Below are 14,855 nucleotides of genomic sequence, written 5' to 3' on the forward strand. Positions count from 1 at the left end.
CCCGCGGCCCGGCGGGTGGCCGGGCCGCGGGCGGCGGACAGCGGTGCGCGTCGGACGCCGTCGCGTCGGACGCCGTCGTGTCAGACGCGGTCGGCGGCGATCAGGACGTACTGGAAGGAGCCGTCCCGGTACGAGTTGATGAACGCCTCCTCGATGCCCGTGACCAGCGAGGACGCGGTGGCCCGCAGCTCCCAGTAGGGCAGGGTCGCCGGGGTCAGGTCGATGACGGCGGCGGGCACCAACCGGTTGTCGGCCATGGCCCGCAGGTACTCGCGACGGGAGTGGATGTTGCACTCGAAGTGCGCGTTGATCTGCGACACGTACTTCGACGGCTGGCCGTAGATGGGGTTCCAGCAGCCCGTGATGGTCACGTACCGGCCGCCCACCGACAGGATGCGGGAGTGCTCGGCGAAGAGGTCGTGCAGGTCGACGTACATGCTGGACTCGTTGTTCCAGGACGAGCGGACCGAGCCGGTGTCGAACGGCGTGGCCAGCATGTTGCAGACCCGGGCGCGGACCGAGTCGTCGATGCCCAGCTCCCGGGCGCGGCGGTTGCCGAAGTCGGCCTGCTTGGCGGAGAGCGTGACGCCCTCGACCTTGGCCCCGAAGCGCTGGTGGGCCATCACCATGGAGCCGCCGCGGCCGCAGCCGGCGTCGACGAGCGTGTCGCCGGCCGTGACGTCGCCTAGGTGGTCCAGGAGGACGCCGGTCTGTGCGGACTCCAGCCGGTGCAGCTCGGCGATCACCTTCTTCTCGCGCTCGCTGTCTCCCGGCTCGCCCAGCGCGGAGTGGTCGACGTCGCCGATGCCGTAGTGGTGGTGGTAGAGGCCGTCGACGTCGCCGAGGCGCAGGTTGACGGGCCGTGCCTCATGGTCCCAGTAGCGGGCGATGTCGCCCTGGTAGGGGGTGGCCGGCCCGGGGACGGTGGCGGTGCCGTTCAAGGGGGCGGACCCGTTCAGGGGGGTGATGTCGGTCGTGGTCATCGGTCATCTCCTCGCTTACCAGAAATCAGGCAGGCTGTAGCGGTAGGTGTTGGTCTGGTGCCAGTTGTGGTTGCCGTCGACCCAGACGGCGACGCCGCGCAGGAAGCGCACCACGGTCGGTACCGGGCAGGCGGCGGCCAGGGCGGCCGCCTCCGCCTCGAAGGCGTGCATGAGCTCGTTGTGGACCTCGACGCCCTTCAGGTAGGCGTCCCGCTCGGAGACGCCCTCGCGTTCGGCGATCACCACGGGCAGGTTGAGGTGCCGGCCGGGGCTGGCGAGCTCCTTGGTGTAGGAGTACAGGTCGTTGACGATCGTGGTGGCGTTGGAGGCCAGCGCGATGACCCGCTGCAGGGCGGGCTGGGCGTGGAGGTCCGACGGCAGTTCGTAGCCGCCGACCGTGTCCGTGATGGTGGGGCAGGGGCGGAAGTTGTTGAACTGGCGCATCGCCAGGTACTCCCACACCTCGGGGACGTACTCGGTCTCCGACCAGGCGGCCTCGGCGAGGTAGCCGAGGTGGAGGCGGGCCATGTCGTGCCGGAACCGGTCCGCCTGGGCGGGGGTGGCCGTGCGGGTGAAGTAGTCCATCGCGGAGCGGTACGCGCGCCGGGGGGCGTCCGACCCGAGGGACTCCGCCCAGTCCGGCCTGTAGGCCTGCGTGGTGTGGAGCGGGTCGAGCGCGGTGTGGGCGAGCAGGAGCCGCCCACCGAGGCCGACCGGCGAACCGCCGTGGTCCTCGCAGTAGTAGTCGTCGACGGCGTTCTCGGCGGCCATCAGCCGCGTCGCGATCATCAGGTGGTCGACGGTCGGGGCGTCGGGGTGGCAGGTGACCATGTAGCGGCCGAGCGTGAAGCCGTCGAACTGGTCCTCCCACTCCGGCGGGTAGAGCTGGACCTCGTCCTCCGCCCAGGCCTTGATCCGGCGGCTGACCTCCGCCACCCGCTCGGGGTCGGGCTCCGCCACCGGGTGCCAGTACAGGCCGGGGATCGGGTCGCCGGTCTTCGGCGGGCCCGTCTCGGGCGCCGGGCGTGACGTTTCGCCATCGTCCGCACCGGACGCCTCGGCCACCACCGGCGCCTCGTCGCGCGGCGCGAAGTGCAGGCCCGCCGTGCCCAGCCCGCTGGGACCGCGGAGGATCCGGTCCAGGGCCACGGAACTCACGACCGCACCGCTTCCGTCCGGACGTGCTCCGGCACGCCTCGCTCGGCCACGGTCCGAACGTCCTCCGGTACGCGCCGCGCGGCGGCGGGGACGAACCGCGCGCGCCACGGCGTCCGCGGCGTCTCCGGCCTGGTGCCCAGGGGCATGGGGGAGCCTCCCTCCGAGAAGGAACTACAGGGGATGACGGATCGTCATATAACCCGGCGTGAACGGGATCTCCGCAAGCGGACCCGTCTCGCTCGCTTCCCAACGGTAGGCGGGGTGGCAGGTCTGGAACGAGCCGAACGATCTTCTACACCCGATCGGGTGAACGTATCCACCTACCGCGTTTGAAGCGCACCGGCGGGGAATCGTCGACCGTCCGACCTCCCTCCGCCCGGGGCCGGAACGGCTTCCCCGCACGCCAGGGCACCCTCCCCCACCTGTCGGCGGATCCGGCCGACCACACGAACCCGCGCCGATCCCCCGGATCCGAAACCCGCCACCGCCCGGACACGGGCGCCACGCACGGCATCACCCCCGGCCGAAATCGATCCCACGTTCGGTAGAGCTCACTTCAGTTCGATTCCCGACAGCCCCCCCGGGCGACCGTCCGGGCGGTGGACAGGGCCGGTGGACAGGGCCGGTGAACGGGCCGGCGGGTCCGCCGGGATTCGGGCGCGGCAGCCGACCGGGGTACAACTTCCCTGCGGTGCGGTCTCCTTCCGGCGGCGTATGCGGGTACCTCCGGGGGCCGAGGAGCGGGTCCTCAGTCAGGGCGACGATCCGGTGGCGAGCAGCCGCGAGGCTGAGGTCGGGGCGGACGCGGTTCGCCCACAACCGAGGAGAAACCCGTGAAACGTCGCCTGGCCTACGTCGTGGCCGCAGCGGCCTGTCTCGTCCTGGCCGCGCCCGCGGCCCCCGCGCTCGCTTCGGCGGCGGGTGCCCCGTCCACGGCCGAAGCGGCCGAACCCACCGAGTCCACCGAGTCCGCGGAGACCGCCGACGCGGCCGAGGCCGAGGGCCGGGACGGCCGGTCCGACCGGTCCGCCGCCCGGCAGCGCCGGCAGGCCCTGGCGGCGCTGACCTCCGCCGGAGCGGTCTCGGCGATCGCCGAGATCCGCGACCGCGGCGGGGTCTGGCGGGGCGCCTCGGGGGTGTCCGACCTGGCGACCGGCGCGCCCGTACGCGGCGACGGCCGCTTCCGGGCGGGCAGCGTGACCAAGGTCTTCGTCGCCACCACCGTGCTGCAACTGGTCGGCGAGCGCCGCATCGGTCTGGACGACGCCGTGGAGAAGCACCTGCCGGGCCTCGTGCCGAACGGCGCGAACATCACGGTGCGCCAGCTGCTGAACCACACGTCGGGGCTCTGGGATCCGACCAACGAGAGCGGCGGCATCTTCCCCGAACTGTTCGACCCGGCGGTGTTCCGCGCCTGGTACGCGGACGGCGGGCTACAGCGCACCGTCACCGCCCGCCAGTTGGTCGCGGCCTCCGCCGCCCACGCGCCGTACTTCGCACCGGGCGCCGAGTGGCGGTACTCCAACACCAACTACGCGCTGCTCGGCCTCCTGATCGAGAAGGCCACCGGGCGCGAGTACGGCCAGGAGATCACCCGGCGCGTCCTGCGGCCGCTCGGGATGGACGACAGCTCGTTCCCCGGCAGCGCGAGCGCGATCCCCGGCCCGCACGCCCACGGGTACTGGACGATCGTCGACGAGGCGGGGCCGGTCCGCAAGACGTACGTGGACGTCACCGAGCACAACCCCACCTGGGCCGGCGCCGCGGGGGCGCTGATTTCCAGCACCGACGACCTGGTCCGCTTCGAACGAGCTCTACTCAGGGGACAGTTGCTGCCCGCTTGGCTGATGCGAGAGATGACGGACGCGGTGCCGACCGAGCCCGGCGGGCACCAGCTCGACTACGGCCTCGGCCTGGCGCGATACCAGCTCTCGTGCGGACCGGTGCTCGGGCACAACGGCGGCATCTTCGGCTACGACACCCAGCTCTGGGGCACCGCCAACCGCCAGGTCGCGCTCTCGTACACCGGCCGCGGCGACGAGCAGGACGAGGCCGCCCAGATCACGGCGATGCGGGCGTTCCTCGAAACGGCTTTCTGTGGCGGCCGCTGAACAGTCGGGCCGGACGGCGGCGGTGTGACTCACCGTCCACGCGGCTGACGGGGAACGGGGAGGCGGCCGGAAGTGCACCGGCGGCCTGCGGACGTCGTCGGCGGGGTCCTGGGCGGCGCCTGCGGCGCGGCGGGCGCGTCGATCGCGGCCCAGGAACTCCTGCCGACGGGTGAGCGAGACTCACCACCGCAGGCGCGCCGGACATACCCGTCGCCGGGGCCTGCCCCGGCGACGGGCTACCGCAGGCGCGTGTCCCGGGCCAGCGAGTCGATGAGCTCCTCGACGCTCCGCTCGGGCAGGCCCCGGGACACGAACCACGCGCCGACGTTGCGCACATCCCGCTCCAGGAACGACAGGCCGCGCGGGTTCGCGATGACGTCCACGATCTGCGGGACGTCGATGATCACCAACTGGCCCTGATGAACCAGGATGTTGTAGGCCGACAGGTCCCCGTGCGCGTAGCCGTCGGCCGCCAGCAGCGACAGGCTGCGGCCGAGCTGGCGCCAAAGATCCCCGATGTCGGCCTCCTCCGAGCGGAGTTGGGCGAGCCGGGGCGCCGCGGTGCCGTCCGCGGTCCCGACGAACTCCATCAGGATCTCGGTCCCGGTGATCTGCACCGGGTAGGGCACGGCCACCCCCGCCGTCCAGAGCCGGCAGAGCGCCGAGAACTCGGCCGCCGCCCACTGGCCGGCGATGGCCTCCTTGCCGAACGCGGTGCGCTTGGCCATCGCCCGGGAGATCCTGGACTCCTTGTGCTGGCGGCCCTCCAGGTAGCCGGAGTCGCGGTGGAACATCCGGTGCTGGGAGTCCCGGTAGCGCTTGGCCGCCATCAGGGTGCGCCGCCCGGTGCCCGGGACACCGCGCTCCAGCAGGAAGACGTCGGCCTCCTTGCCCGTCTTGACGATCCCGAGCTCGGTGTCCACGGCCGCGAGTTCGGTCACCACCCAGGCGGGCCGCGGCTCGGGCCCCTTCTCGGTGGGGGTGGACCGGTCCCAGGTGGACCAGCGGTCGCCCTCCGCCGGACCGTCGGCGGAGGGCGGGGACAGGAGGGCGGACTCGTCGAGGCCCTCGGAGGTGTCGGCCGTCCCGGCGGGGAAGTACTCGGGCTCGAAACCGTCGAACCCGTCCATCCCCTCGGACCGGCGGCCGCGCCGGGACCCGCCCCTGGGACGGATACGGGAGAAGGAATCACTGTCGGAAAAACGCTCGCGCACTGCGGTGGCTCCTGAGGAGATGACCCACCGGGGCGCGACCGATGCGACGCGCTGTCAGCCGGTGGGGAGAAGACGTACGAGGGGGGCGTATGGCGCGCGCACGAAGGCGCGCCGCATCACGGCGGCAACCATCCGGACACACCTCCTCGTCATCGACTCCTCGCACCGCATCGGCGAGGACACCCAGAACCTAAGCCGCTGCCTCCCCCGGCGCAACCCGTTTATCTCCCCCTCCCACCGGGGCCGGTCCCCGTCCGCCGGCCGCCGGAGGCGCTCCCGCAGCGGTGCTCGGGGTTCTCGAAGTCGAAGCGGCAGCCGGCGTCCCACTCGGAACGCTGGTTGCCGTGGGCGGGGATGCCGCCGGCGTCCTTGAGCATCCTCGCCACGTGGAGGAGGTTCCAGGTCATGAAGGTGGTGTTGCGGTTGGTGAAGTCGTTGTCGGGGCCGCCCGAGCCGGGGTCGAGGTAGGACGGGCCGGGGCCCGCCTCGCCGACCCAGCCGGCGTCGGCCTGCGGAGGGACGGTGTAGCCGAGGTGCTGGAGGGAGTAGAGGACGTTCATCGCGCAGTGCTTGGCGCCGTCCTCGTTGCCGGTGATCAGGCAGCCGCCGACGCGGCCGTAGTAGGCGTACTGGCCCTCCGCGTTGAGGACGGAGGAACAGGCGTAGAGGCGTTCGACGACCTTCTTCATGACCGAGGAGTTGTCACCGAGCCAGACCGGCGGAACACTCTGGCACCCTATCTGAACAGCCACGATATCCGGAAAGGTCCAGCACCCTCTCCTGTCCGAGCGTTCGAACGCTCGTGACTGCGCCCCATTGCCGCAGGCAACAGGACGCAATCAGTGAGCCTTGGCCAACAGTGTCTGCCTGACGTGACCCCAACGCCGTCCGCCCGAGGTGGAGACCATTCTCTACGGCTCAGGCCAGCGGGCCTCCGTCTCTTGGAGATGGCGCTGAAAGAGGTACTCGACCTCGTCGGGCGCGCACTGCATCCTGGCCTGCTGCCAAGCGCTGTCGAACGCGAACGGAGAGCGGCTGAGCCGCTGGAGGCGGAGCGCCCGCAGGGGCGTGATCGGGGCGAGCATGACCCGCCACAGGGCCATCCTCACCCCCGTCCGTCCGGGGCAGGCCGGTCCGGCAGCGCGGCGGCTGCCTTCAGCGCCTCAACGGACTGCCGGAGCAGGACCTGCATGGCCGCGTGCTGGGTCTCCAGGTCCTTGAACCCGGCACCGACCGCCTCCCACTGCTCGAGGAGCAGGTGCCACCAGGCATTGCAGGACCTGCCGAGGGGCAGTGACCGCACGGCCGAAGAACTCGCCACGTACGAGGTCGGACACAACCTTACGCGTACACCAGGACGCCCCTTCTGCCGAACCAACGTATTCCTCAAGCTTCACCGACCGACCCAAGCCGTCAACACGCCGACCGATCAGCGATGTTGACCGCCGACGCCCTCACGGGCTGAGGGCCTGCTGCCCATCCGACCACCTGTCAGGAGAACCGATTAGACTCCCCCGGTGAACGTGGATAAAAGAGTCACGCCGCTGGACCTTGCGCGCCGGACACCGCCTCCGGTGTCCGGCCTCTCCGAGGCGGAGATCCGTCTCGCGCTGGAGAAGAACTGTCCCGAGCTCGTCACCCTTCTGCACTGGCTCGGGTGCTCGCTCGACGAAACCTCCTCCGAGTGGATCCGGCTCCGCGGAGCACCGTGGGTGTCGACCATCGTGAACCTGCAGACGCCGGCCCGCCGGATCTTCGAACTCTGGCAGGAGTTCCTCGGCGATGACAGCCGTCCGCTGCTCGAGCTGCTGGTGTTCGAGCACGGCTTCTGTCGGCCGGCCGCGACGTCGCAGGGGCTTCCACCCGGAATGCACTTCGCGAAGACGCTTCACGTGGTCCGACAGCGGATCGGCACCAAGCTGCATCAGCACGCGCTCGACGTGACCTGGCAGCGGCCCACGGTGTTCTCTCGCGCACTGCGTCTGGCCGAGGTGTACCTGGACGCCGTGGTGAACGATAGCGAGTTGACCAGCGTGAACGCTCGTCACCAGTTCAGCGGACGGCTCGGCCAAGGCCCGGTGCTGCTCAGCAGGTTCGAACCGGTCGGCACGGCCGAGCTGTCGCGGTCCGTCGGGCTGATCCGACGCTCGATCGAGGAGGGCAACAAGGTCACCGACGCCGTGCCGTACCTGCTGGAAGGCTTCCTGCGTCTGCACGACAGCACCGGCGACCGCAGGTACCTGGGCCAGATCATCGAGGCGCACCGGGAGTTCACCGACGCCGAGAAGAGCACCGCCTGGCGACTGCACATCGCCGAGGCGTGGCTGCGGCTGGCCGACGGGCGCCCGATGGACGAACGGACCGCTCACTACCTCGATCAGGCTGCCACCACCCTCGACGTGATCCGAAACTTCGTCAGTGGGGAGGCGGTACGCCATACACTCCTGCTGACCATCGTCGCCCAGGCACGCGCGGTACCCGAGTCGGAAACCGTCCAGCTCGCGCTGCGCGGCCTGCCGAGCCAGTTCGGGTTCGAACAGCAGGTACAGCGGTTCGTCGGTACTGGGGCCCCGGCGTCGTCGTTCCCGGAGTTGGTCCTCGGAGCCCTGAATGAGCGGTTCAAGGGCTCAGGAGAGCCGCTGATCAGGCGTCTTCTCGCCGACTGGCACCGAGCGTGCGCACAGTTCGTCGAGCACCCGACCCCGACCCGGCTCGAACTGCGCCGTACGGTCCTCGACCTCCTGGAGGGCCGCACGGCTGGTACCGCCCTGACGGACACGCCGAGCCGGATGCGGTACGCCGACGACCTGCTCCATGTGGCGGCGCTGAGCGCCTCGCCCCAGTACTGGGCCGAGGGGGTAATACGGCTCGTGCGGGAGGCTGCCGACGACCCGTCGACGTGTGTCCCCCTAGTCGTCCTGGGCCGGGAGGCCGAACTCCGGCGGAGTGTCAGTCCCGCCGACCGCGCCGCGCTGGAAGCCCGGCTGGCTGGCCTCGTCCCGGATCCCGCCTCCTGGGTCCGGGCACTCGCCGACGGTGACGCGGGTTTCTACTACACTCGGGCGGCCACCCGCGCAATGACCAGCCCAGACGTGACCCGGCGCAACCTCGGTGGCCGCAGCAACGTGGTCACCGTCGAGGACCACCTGGGTTTCGCCTCGTCCACCCTGGTCTTCAAGCCCACGCACACGGACAACGTCGAACGCGACACCCGTACCGCGCAGGCCGTACAGACCACACTCGACCGCGTGGGCGCCGGCACCCGCTTCCGCACCAGTGACCTGATCACCACCCTGGACGCGGACGAGCTGAGCAGCCGTTCCGGCCTCGCGCCCAGCGTGAACGTGATCACCGTCCGACGGTTCGAGCACGGAAAGGTGCTCGCCGAGCTGCTCTCCCCCGAGACTGAAGACGCATCCGCGGACCTGCTCAAGCAGTCGGCCGCATTCCTCGCCTACATCCACGCCGCTCCCCGGCCAGGCGATGTTAGGCCCACCAAGGTGCGTGCCAAGGTGCGCGGTCGGGTGCGGATGTGGCTCCGCGACGTCTTCCCCAAGGGCGCGGACAAGCTTGTCGACCAGGCCTTCGACAGCTGGTGGGCGTTGCTGGCCGACGCACCCACACTTCCCCGTCGGGACGCACACGCGTTCAACTGGCTCGTCACCGACAACGGAAAGATCGTCGCTATCGACCTGGAGGCGACGGGCCACGAACCGGTCGGGTGTGAACTGGCCCAGCTGACGGACGACGTGCCAGCCCTGTCACCCGGGTCCTGGGACCTTCGCCGTGAGGTGTTCGAAAGCTACGTCGAAGCGCTGCGCGAGTGCACGGGTGAGCCGTACGACGATGCGGAGGTCGAACGGATCTGGGCCGTCTACCGCGCCTCACTGGTCGTCAGGGCGGTGCGGTGTCTGACGGATCGAAGCAGCGACCCCTCGCTCCGCCGGCACGGCGAGGCCATGCTGGACGAAATCAGCGCCCACCCGGAGTGGGGCTCCGTCCACGAGGTGGCCGTCACCCTGCGCGACGCCTGGGCCGAGCGGCGCGGCGCCCCAGGGGGCGCGCCGCTGCGGGAGCTCAACCTCGGACGCAAGTGGCGAATCAGCAAGGCGCTTGCCTACCAACTGCGTCACAACCCGCACCTGCCAACGAACCCGCAGGGCTGGGCACGGCTCGACGACCTCCTGTCCGCCCTCTCGGAGGCCGGGCAGCCCGCGTCGTCCGCAGAGGTGCTGGCCGTCGCCCAAGCCTTGGACGAGCCGCGCTTCGAAGTCTGGGACGACCTGATCCGCGCTCGCTACGGCCACACCACGTCCGCACCCGACGACCACGCAGTCGGGGCACCGGACGGAGTGCTGTACCACGCTACGGCTTCGGTGAACCTGCGTGACATCTTCCAACTCCGCCAGGGCCTGCGGCCGATGGCACGCAAGGCCGTCCACCTCACCACCGATCCACGAACGGCGGTCCTCGCCGGACGGCGACACGGTCCCGCCGTACTGCTGTCGGTCCACGACCCGGCCGCCCACGGCCTCGAATGCCGCTACGCCGGGGGCACCACCTGGCTGATCGACGCGGTGCCGGCCGGGGCACTGGCGGTAATGCCACTCCACCAGCTCTTCTCGGCGCACTGAGCCCAGAGCGGTCCTGCTCGTCCCTTGGGGCCGACAGGACCGCTCTGCACGGCGCTTCGGGGGGCACGGTGTCGGCCAGAGTGAAGCTCGACGCGGGCACACCCACTGGCGGCGCCGCGAACCAGGACGGCAGCCTCGTCAGCAAGTTCGTCCTATGGTACGAAGCCCCCGGCAACACCTGGCGCTTCGGCATGTCGAAGGCCGACACCAACGGCTGGTCGGTCGACCAGGTGATCCCGGCCGCACACACCCAGCTCGGCACCTGGACCCAGGTCATCGGCAGCTACGACCACCCGAGCGAAACCCCCGACGCCCTGGAGGCCAGCCCTATACCTCCGCCTCGACAGCGCGAACGTGATGATCGAGAAAGCCTGGGGCCGGCCCATCGTCGAACTGGAAAAGGCTTCGGTCCGTCTCCCGGTCAAGGACCCGCTGCTGCGCGCAGCGATGCACAGGCGGCGGGCCCACCTCATTGTGGTGTCCAACTCGGCTGCCATACACCAGGACCGTCTGCATGCACTCACCCAGCCCGGCCACGTCCCGGCCTTCGAGGACCTCGACCAGTTCACCCGGACCGCGAGCGCGCTATGGACCGCCTACGCCGAGAGCACCACCGCGTTGCAGACCATCCGCGCCACTTCGTCGCCGCTCGTGAGTACACACTCGCGAGCTGCGCCCCTGGGTCGAGCGTGTCCAGGCCGCCACTGCGCGTTCCGTGCGGGCTCGTCCTCTGGGCCTGCCAGCCAATCAGCCCTCGACTCCACCCTGAGGTCGGCCGGTCCGGCACGTGGAAACACGGCGACGAACACTGGTCACCAAACGGGGGCCTTCCCGGGCAACCGGTTCCACGGAGGCGTGACGGCTCAGCGGTGTTCGGGGTTCTCGAAGTCGAAGCGGCAGCCGGCGTCCCACTGGGAGCGCTGGTTGCCGTGGGCGGGGATGCCGCCGGCGTCCTTGAGCATGCGGGCGAGGTGGAGCTGGTTCCAGGTCATGAAGGTGGTGTTGCGGTTGGTGAAGTCGTTGTCGGGGCCGCCCGAGCCGGGGTCGAGGTAGGACGGGCCGGGACCCGCCTCGCCGACCCAGCCGGCGTCGGCCTGCGGAGGGACGGTGTAGCCGAGGTGCTGGAGGGAGTAGAGGACGTTCATCGCGCAGTGCTTGGCGCCGTCCTCGTTGCCGGTGATCAGGCAGCCGCCGACGCGGCCGTAGTAGGCGTACTGGCCCTCCGCGTTGAGGACGGAGGAACAGGCGTAGAGGCGTTCGACGACCTTCTTCATGACCGAGGAGTTGTCACCGAGCCAGACCGGGCCGGCCAGGACGAGGATGTCGGCGGCCATCACCTGGCTGTAGAGGACGGGCCAGTCGTCGGTCTCCCAGCCGTGCTCGGTCATGTCGGGCCAGACGCCGGTGGCGATGTCGTGGTCCACGGCCCGCAGGACGTCGACCTGGACGCCCTGGCGCTGCATGATCCCGGCGCTGAGGTCGATCAGGCCCTGGGTGTGGCTGCGTTCGGGTGAACGCTTGAGGGTGCAGTTGATCACCAGGGCGCGCAGGTCGTTGTAGGCGGCGGGCGGCGAGGACATCGGCGGCCTTTCCACGGCGGACGGTCACCCACCAGTCCACCCCGGCGCCCGTGGCCGCGCCCGCCGGGCTGCGCCGACCGGGCTGCCGGGCACCCGGGCGCGTACCGGTGGGCGGGGGGGGGACGCCGGTCCCGGCCGGGCCGGCAGGACCACCCTCGGGGACGACGACGCCCGCCCCCTGCACGCGTCACCATCGTTCCGTCCCCTCCCCTCGGCCCGGACGACAGCGACAGCAGAAGGAGAGCGCCCATGGCCCCGAACGCCTCCCCCGGAACTCCCGGTACTCCCGGTACTCACGCCTCGCCCACCGCCCCCGTCTCCCCCGCGCGTCCCGCGCACCCGCGCCGGGTCGCCGTCGTCGGCGCCGGGATGGTCGGGCTGGCCACCGCCTGGTTCCTCCAGGAGCACGGCGTCGAGGTCACCGTCCTCGACCGCGAGGACGTCTGCGCGGGCGCGTCCCGGGGGAACGCCGGGTGGCTGACGCCGGGGCTGGCGTCCCCGCTGCCGGAACCGGCGGTCCTGCGCTTCGGGCTGCGCGCGGTGTTCGACCCGGCCTCCCCGGTGTACGTGCCCCCGAGCACCGACCCCGGGCTGATGCGGTTCCTCGCCGGGTTCGTCCGGCACAGCACACCCGGTCGGTGGCGGCGCGGGATGGCGGCGCTGGTCCCGCTGAACCGGCTGGCGCTGCCGGCCTTCGACCTCCTGGCGGCGGGCGGGGTCGCGGCACGGACGCTCCCGGCGGCCTCGTTCCTCGCCGCGTTCCGGACGGCCGGTGAACGGCGGGGTCTGGTCGCGGAGTTGCACCACCTGCGGGTCGCGGGCCAGCCGGTGGAGCACGAGTTGCTGGACGGCGGGCAGGCCCGGGCGGTGGAGCCGGCGCTCTCGGAGCGGATCGGCGCGGCGGTGCTGCTGCAGGGCCAGCGGTACCTGGACCCGGGCCGATTCGTGCACGCCCTGGCCGAGGCCGTGCGCGGACGCGGCGGGACGATCCTGCCGGGCACCGCCGTCGGGGCGCTCCGGGACCGGGGCGGGCGGGTCGAGCTGTTCACCGGAGACGGGGACGCCGAGGACTTCGATGCGGTGGTGCTGGCGGGCGGCGTCCACCTCGGGGACCTGGCACGCCGGTTCGGCGTGCGGTCGGTCGTCCAGGCGGGGCGCGGCTACAGCTTCGACGTGGCGGTGCGCCGGCCCCCGGCCGGGCCGGTGTACTTCCCGGCGCAGCGGGTGGCCTGCACGCCGTTGGGCGACCGGCTGAGGGTGGCCGGGATGATGGAGTTCCGCCGGCCGGGCGCACCGCTCGACGGCCGCCGGGTCCGGGCGGTCGCGGAGGCGGCGCGACCGCTGCTGGAGGGGGCCGATCTGGACGACCGCCGGAACGTGTGGGTCGGCTCGCGGCCGTGCACGCCGGACGGGCTGCCGCTGGTCGGCGCCACCCGCTCGCCCCGGGTGTTCGCGGCGGGCGGGCACGGGATGTGGGGGATGACGCTGGGCCCGGCCACCGGACGGCTGCTCGCCGAGGCGGTCGCCACGGGGCGGCCCCCGGCCGTGCTGGCACCGTTCGACCCGCTGCGCTGAGCCGTCGGCGTGCGAGTGGGAGGTCGGTGTCAGACGTCGCCGTCCGGCTGCTCCGCCGGCGGCAGGACGGGGGTGAGCAGCATCCGTCCGGCGGGGGCGGTGGTGCCGGTGACGGCGGTCAGCGTGGCGTCGTACACCGGGCGGAGGTTGCGCTGGTGCCAGAGGGCCTCGGTGGTGGCCCAGGCCGCGTCCCGGGCGCGGGCGACGGAGAAGCTGGCGACGAGGTGCTTCAGGGGCTCGGCGGCGCGGGTGTCGGCCTTGCCGATCTGCACCTCGAAGGAGGCCCGCACCTCGGCCTCGACCTGGGCGAGCAGTTCGTTGACCTTGAGGTAGTCGGCATGGACGGGCGGGGTGTCGGGCGTGGTGCGGCACTCGATGCAGGTGGTCACGACGGCGAGCGCGAGGTCGTGGTTGATGTGGGCGTTCATCCCGGCGAACGCGAACTGGATCGGCCAGACCACCCGGTCGGCGCGGCCCTCGAACAACGGCTGCCAGGCGGCGTTGACCGGGCGCCCGGTCTCGGCGGCGTCCACGGCGTCGAAGTAGAGGTTGGCGAAGTCGACGTCGAGGTGTTCGATGAACGCCCGGTCCTGGAAGGAGCCGGCAGTCAACCGTTCGCCGACGAGTTCGGTGACGCGCAGGTACATCCGGTTGAAGCAGGCGACGCCGTCGCGCGGGTCCAGCCGGGCCTTGATCGCGCGCATCCGCTCGATGACCTCGTCGACGCTCTGCGCGGCCCTGGCCCGTGGCTGGGTCATGGGGTTCCCTTCCGTAGCGGTCTCCGGCGGGCGGTCGGCCCACCGGCTGCCACGTATACACACCGGGCACCGCCACCGGGCCCGCGCGCCGCCCGGACACACCGCCCCCGGTCACCCGAACCGCCGTACGGCAGCGTCGCCTCCCGTCACCCGGCGGGTGCGGCCGCTCCGGGAGCGCGGTCGACGGCCGACGTGCGGAAGGTCTCGGCCACCGCGATGTTGGCGACCGTCACGCCCGCCATGACTCCCGCCGCGACGGGGTGCCCCACCGCCCAGAGAGCGGCGGCGCCGCCACCGAGCACCACCGCCTTGACCGCGAGGACGAGCGGAAGCCCCGGCCGCAGCCGTGCCCGGGGGGCGGCGAACAGCGCCCAGAGCGCGATGCCCGCCGTCGGCGCCCCGACCCCGAGCAGGATCCGCAGGACGCCCTCGTGGCCTGCGCCGAACCCCCACCAGCCCAGCGAGCCCAAGGCGGCGAGTTCGATCAGGAAGGCCAGAACCTCGTTGGCGGCGTACCAGGGCCGTGCACCGGGCCCGGCCTCACCGACGTTGTCCCCCGCCACGCGCGCCTCCTCTGTATCGGTAGCCCCAGCATGCCACCGGGCCCGGTGCGGCGGGCAGGGTGGCCACCGCTTCTCGCGGCGACGGGGCGCAGCGACACGGAGTGGAACGCGGCGGGGCGGCGCGGCGGGGCGACGCGGCGGGGCGACGCGGCGGCGCCCACGGGCTCGGCCGCGATCCGTCGGATCGTCCTCCGGTGGAAACGCCGCGGGCCGCCACCGGACGCGGGGGCCGGGCGGGCGGGGCGGGGGGGGCGCGCGCGGGGGGGGGGGGGTCGCCGG

The 14,855-nt window shown here is 71.9% G+C and carries 10 protein-coding genes and 2 pseudogenes; 3 read left to right on the forward strand and 9 right to left on the reverse strand.

Annotated features, from left to right (window positions below; translation table 11 throughout):
• Positions 1-80: 80 nt before the first annotated feature.
• Together ABZY91_RS38230 and ABZY91_RS38235 are read right to left on the reverse strand one after the other, a co-directional pair.
• Positions 81-983, reverse strand: a complete 903-nt coding sequence (locus tag ABZY91_RS38230; RefSeq protein ID WP_355408391.1) for a geranyl diphosphate 2-C-methyltransferase — start codon at positions 981-983, stop codon at positions 81-83.
• A 15-nt stretch (positions 984-998) separates the two neighbouring features.
• Positions 999-2,117: pseudogene (locus tag ABZY91_RS38235) on the reverse strand (family 2 encapsulin nanocompartment cargo protein terpene cyclase); the annotation flags it as partial.
• An 857-nt stretch (positions 2,118-2,974) separates the two neighbouring features.
• Here ABZY91_RS38235 and ABZY91_RS38240 point away from each other — a divergent pair.
• Positions 2,975-4,252, forward strand: coding sequence for a serine hydrolase domain-containing protein (locus ABZY91_RS38240; RefSeq protein ID WP_355408393.1), 1,278 nt, complete (start codon positions 2,975-2,977; stop codon positions 4,250-4,252).
• Positions 4,253-4,488: 236 nt separating this feature from the next.
• Here the strand turns inward: ABZY91_RS38240 and ABZY91_RS38245 are convergent, their stop codons facing one another.
• The 4 genes and pseudogenes from ABZY91_RS38245 to ABZY91_RS38260 all read right to left on the reverse strand — a co-directional run bounded on the left by ABZY91_RS38245 (position 4,489) and on the right by ABZY91_RS38260 (position 6,769).
• Positions 4,489-5,382 (reverse strand): RIO1 family regulatory kinase/ATPase, encoded by an 894-nt coding sequence (locus ABZY91_RS38245; RefSeq protein WP_355408395.1) that lies wholly within the window; start codon positions 5,380-5,382, stop codon positions 4,489-4,491.
• Positions 5,383-5,687: 305 nt separating this feature from the next.
• Positions 5,688-6,185, reverse strand: a pseudogene (locus tag ABZY91_RS38250) (hypothetical protein); the annotation flags it as partial.
• 192 nt (positions 6,186-6,377) lie between these two features.
• The gene (locus ABZY91_RS38255; protein WP_355408397.1) at positions 6,378-6,575 is read right to left on the reverse strand and encodes a hypothetical protein; all 198 of its coding nucleotides are present in this window, start codon (positions 6,573-6,575) and stop codon (positions 6,378-6,380) included.
• Positions 6,572-6,769 carry a hypothetical protein gene (locus ABZY91_RS38260; RefSeq protein ID WP_355408399.1) on the reverse strand — a complete coding sequence of 66 codons (198 nt, stop codon included), beginning with the start codon at positions 6,767-6,769 and terminating at the stop codon, positions 6,572-6,574. The genes ABZY91_RS38255 and ABZY91_RS38260 overlap by 4 nt, the downstream gene beginning before the upstream one ends.
• A 271-nt stretch (positions 6,770-7,040) precedes the next feature.
• On the opposite strand from ABZY91_RS38260, the gene ABZY91_RS38265 reads away from it, so the two are divergent.
• Positions 7,041-10,100 (forward strand): RNA 2'-phosphotransferase, encoded by a 3,060-nt coding sequence (locus ABZY91_RS38265; protein ID WP_355408401.1) that lies wholly within the window; start codon positions 7,041-7,043, stop codon positions 10,098-10,100.
• 863 nt (positions 10,101-10,963) lie between these two features.
• Here ABZY91_RS38265 and ABZY91_RS38270 read toward each other — a convergent pair.
• Positions 10,964-11,680 carry a flavodoxin family protein gene (locus ABZY91_RS38270; protein WP_355408403.1) on the reverse strand — a complete coding sequence of 239 codons (717 nt, stop codon included), beginning with the start codon at positions 11,678-11,680 and terminating at the stop codon, positions 10,964-10,966.
• A 249-nt stretch (positions 11,681-11,929) separates the two neighbouring features.
• Between ABZY91_RS38270 and ABZY91_RS38275 the strand changes: the two genes are divergently transcribed.
• Positions 11,930-13,255 carry an FAD-dependent oxidoreductase gene (locus ABZY91_RS38275; protein WP_355408405.1) on the forward strand — a complete coding sequence of 442 codons (1,326 nt, stop codon included), beginning with the start codon at positions 11,930-11,932 and terminating at the stop codon, positions 13,253-13,255.
• A gap of 29 nt (positions 13,256-13,284) precedes the next feature.
• Here the strand turns inward: ABZY91_RS38275 and ABZY91_RS38280 are convergent, their stop codons facing one another.
• Entirely contained in the window at positions 13,285-14,013 is a 729-nt protein-coding gene (locus ABZY91_RS38280) for a DUF5995 family protein (RefSeq protein WP_355408407.1), read from the reverse strand.
• A gap of 146 nt (positions 14,014-14,159) precedes the next feature.
• Positions 14,160-14,576 carry a YrdB family protein gene (locus tag ABZY91_RS38285; protein ID WP_355408409.1) on the reverse strand — a complete coding sequence of 139 codons (417 nt, stop codon included), beginning with the start codon at positions 14,574-14,576 and terminating at the stop codon, positions 14,160-14,162.
• Positions 14,577-14,855 lie beyond the last annotated feature (279 nt).

The organism is Kitasatospora sp. NPDC002965 (assembly GCF_040611255.1).
Lineage (GTDB): Bacteria > Actinomycetota > Actinomycetes > Streptomycetales > Streptomycetaceae > Kitasatospora.

What these genes read in the sequence shown, in the direction of transcription:
- ABZY91_RS38275 (WP_355408405.1), top strand. Translation starts at nt 11,930, where the DNA reads ATGGCCCCGAACGCCTCCCCCGGAACTCCCGGTACTCCCGGTACTCAC.
- ABZY91_RS38245 (WP_355408395.1), bottom strand. Translation starts at nt 5,382, where the DNA reads ATGGACGGGTTCGACGGTTTCGAGCCCGAGTACTTCCCCGCCGGGACG.
- ABZY91_RS38270 (WP_355408403.1), bottom strand. Translation starts at nt 11,680, where the DNA reads ATGTCCTCGCCGCCCGCCGCCTACAACGACCTGCGCGCCCTGGTGATC.
- ABZY91_RS38230 (WP_355408391.1), bottom strand. Translation starts at nt 983, where the DNA reads ATGACCACGACCGACATCACCCCCCTGAACGGGTCCGCCCCCTTGAAC.
- ABZY91_RS38280 (WP_355408407.1), bottom strand. Translation starts at nt 14,013, where the DNA reads ATGACCCAGCCACGGGCCAGGGCCGCGCAGAGCGTCGACGAGGTCATC.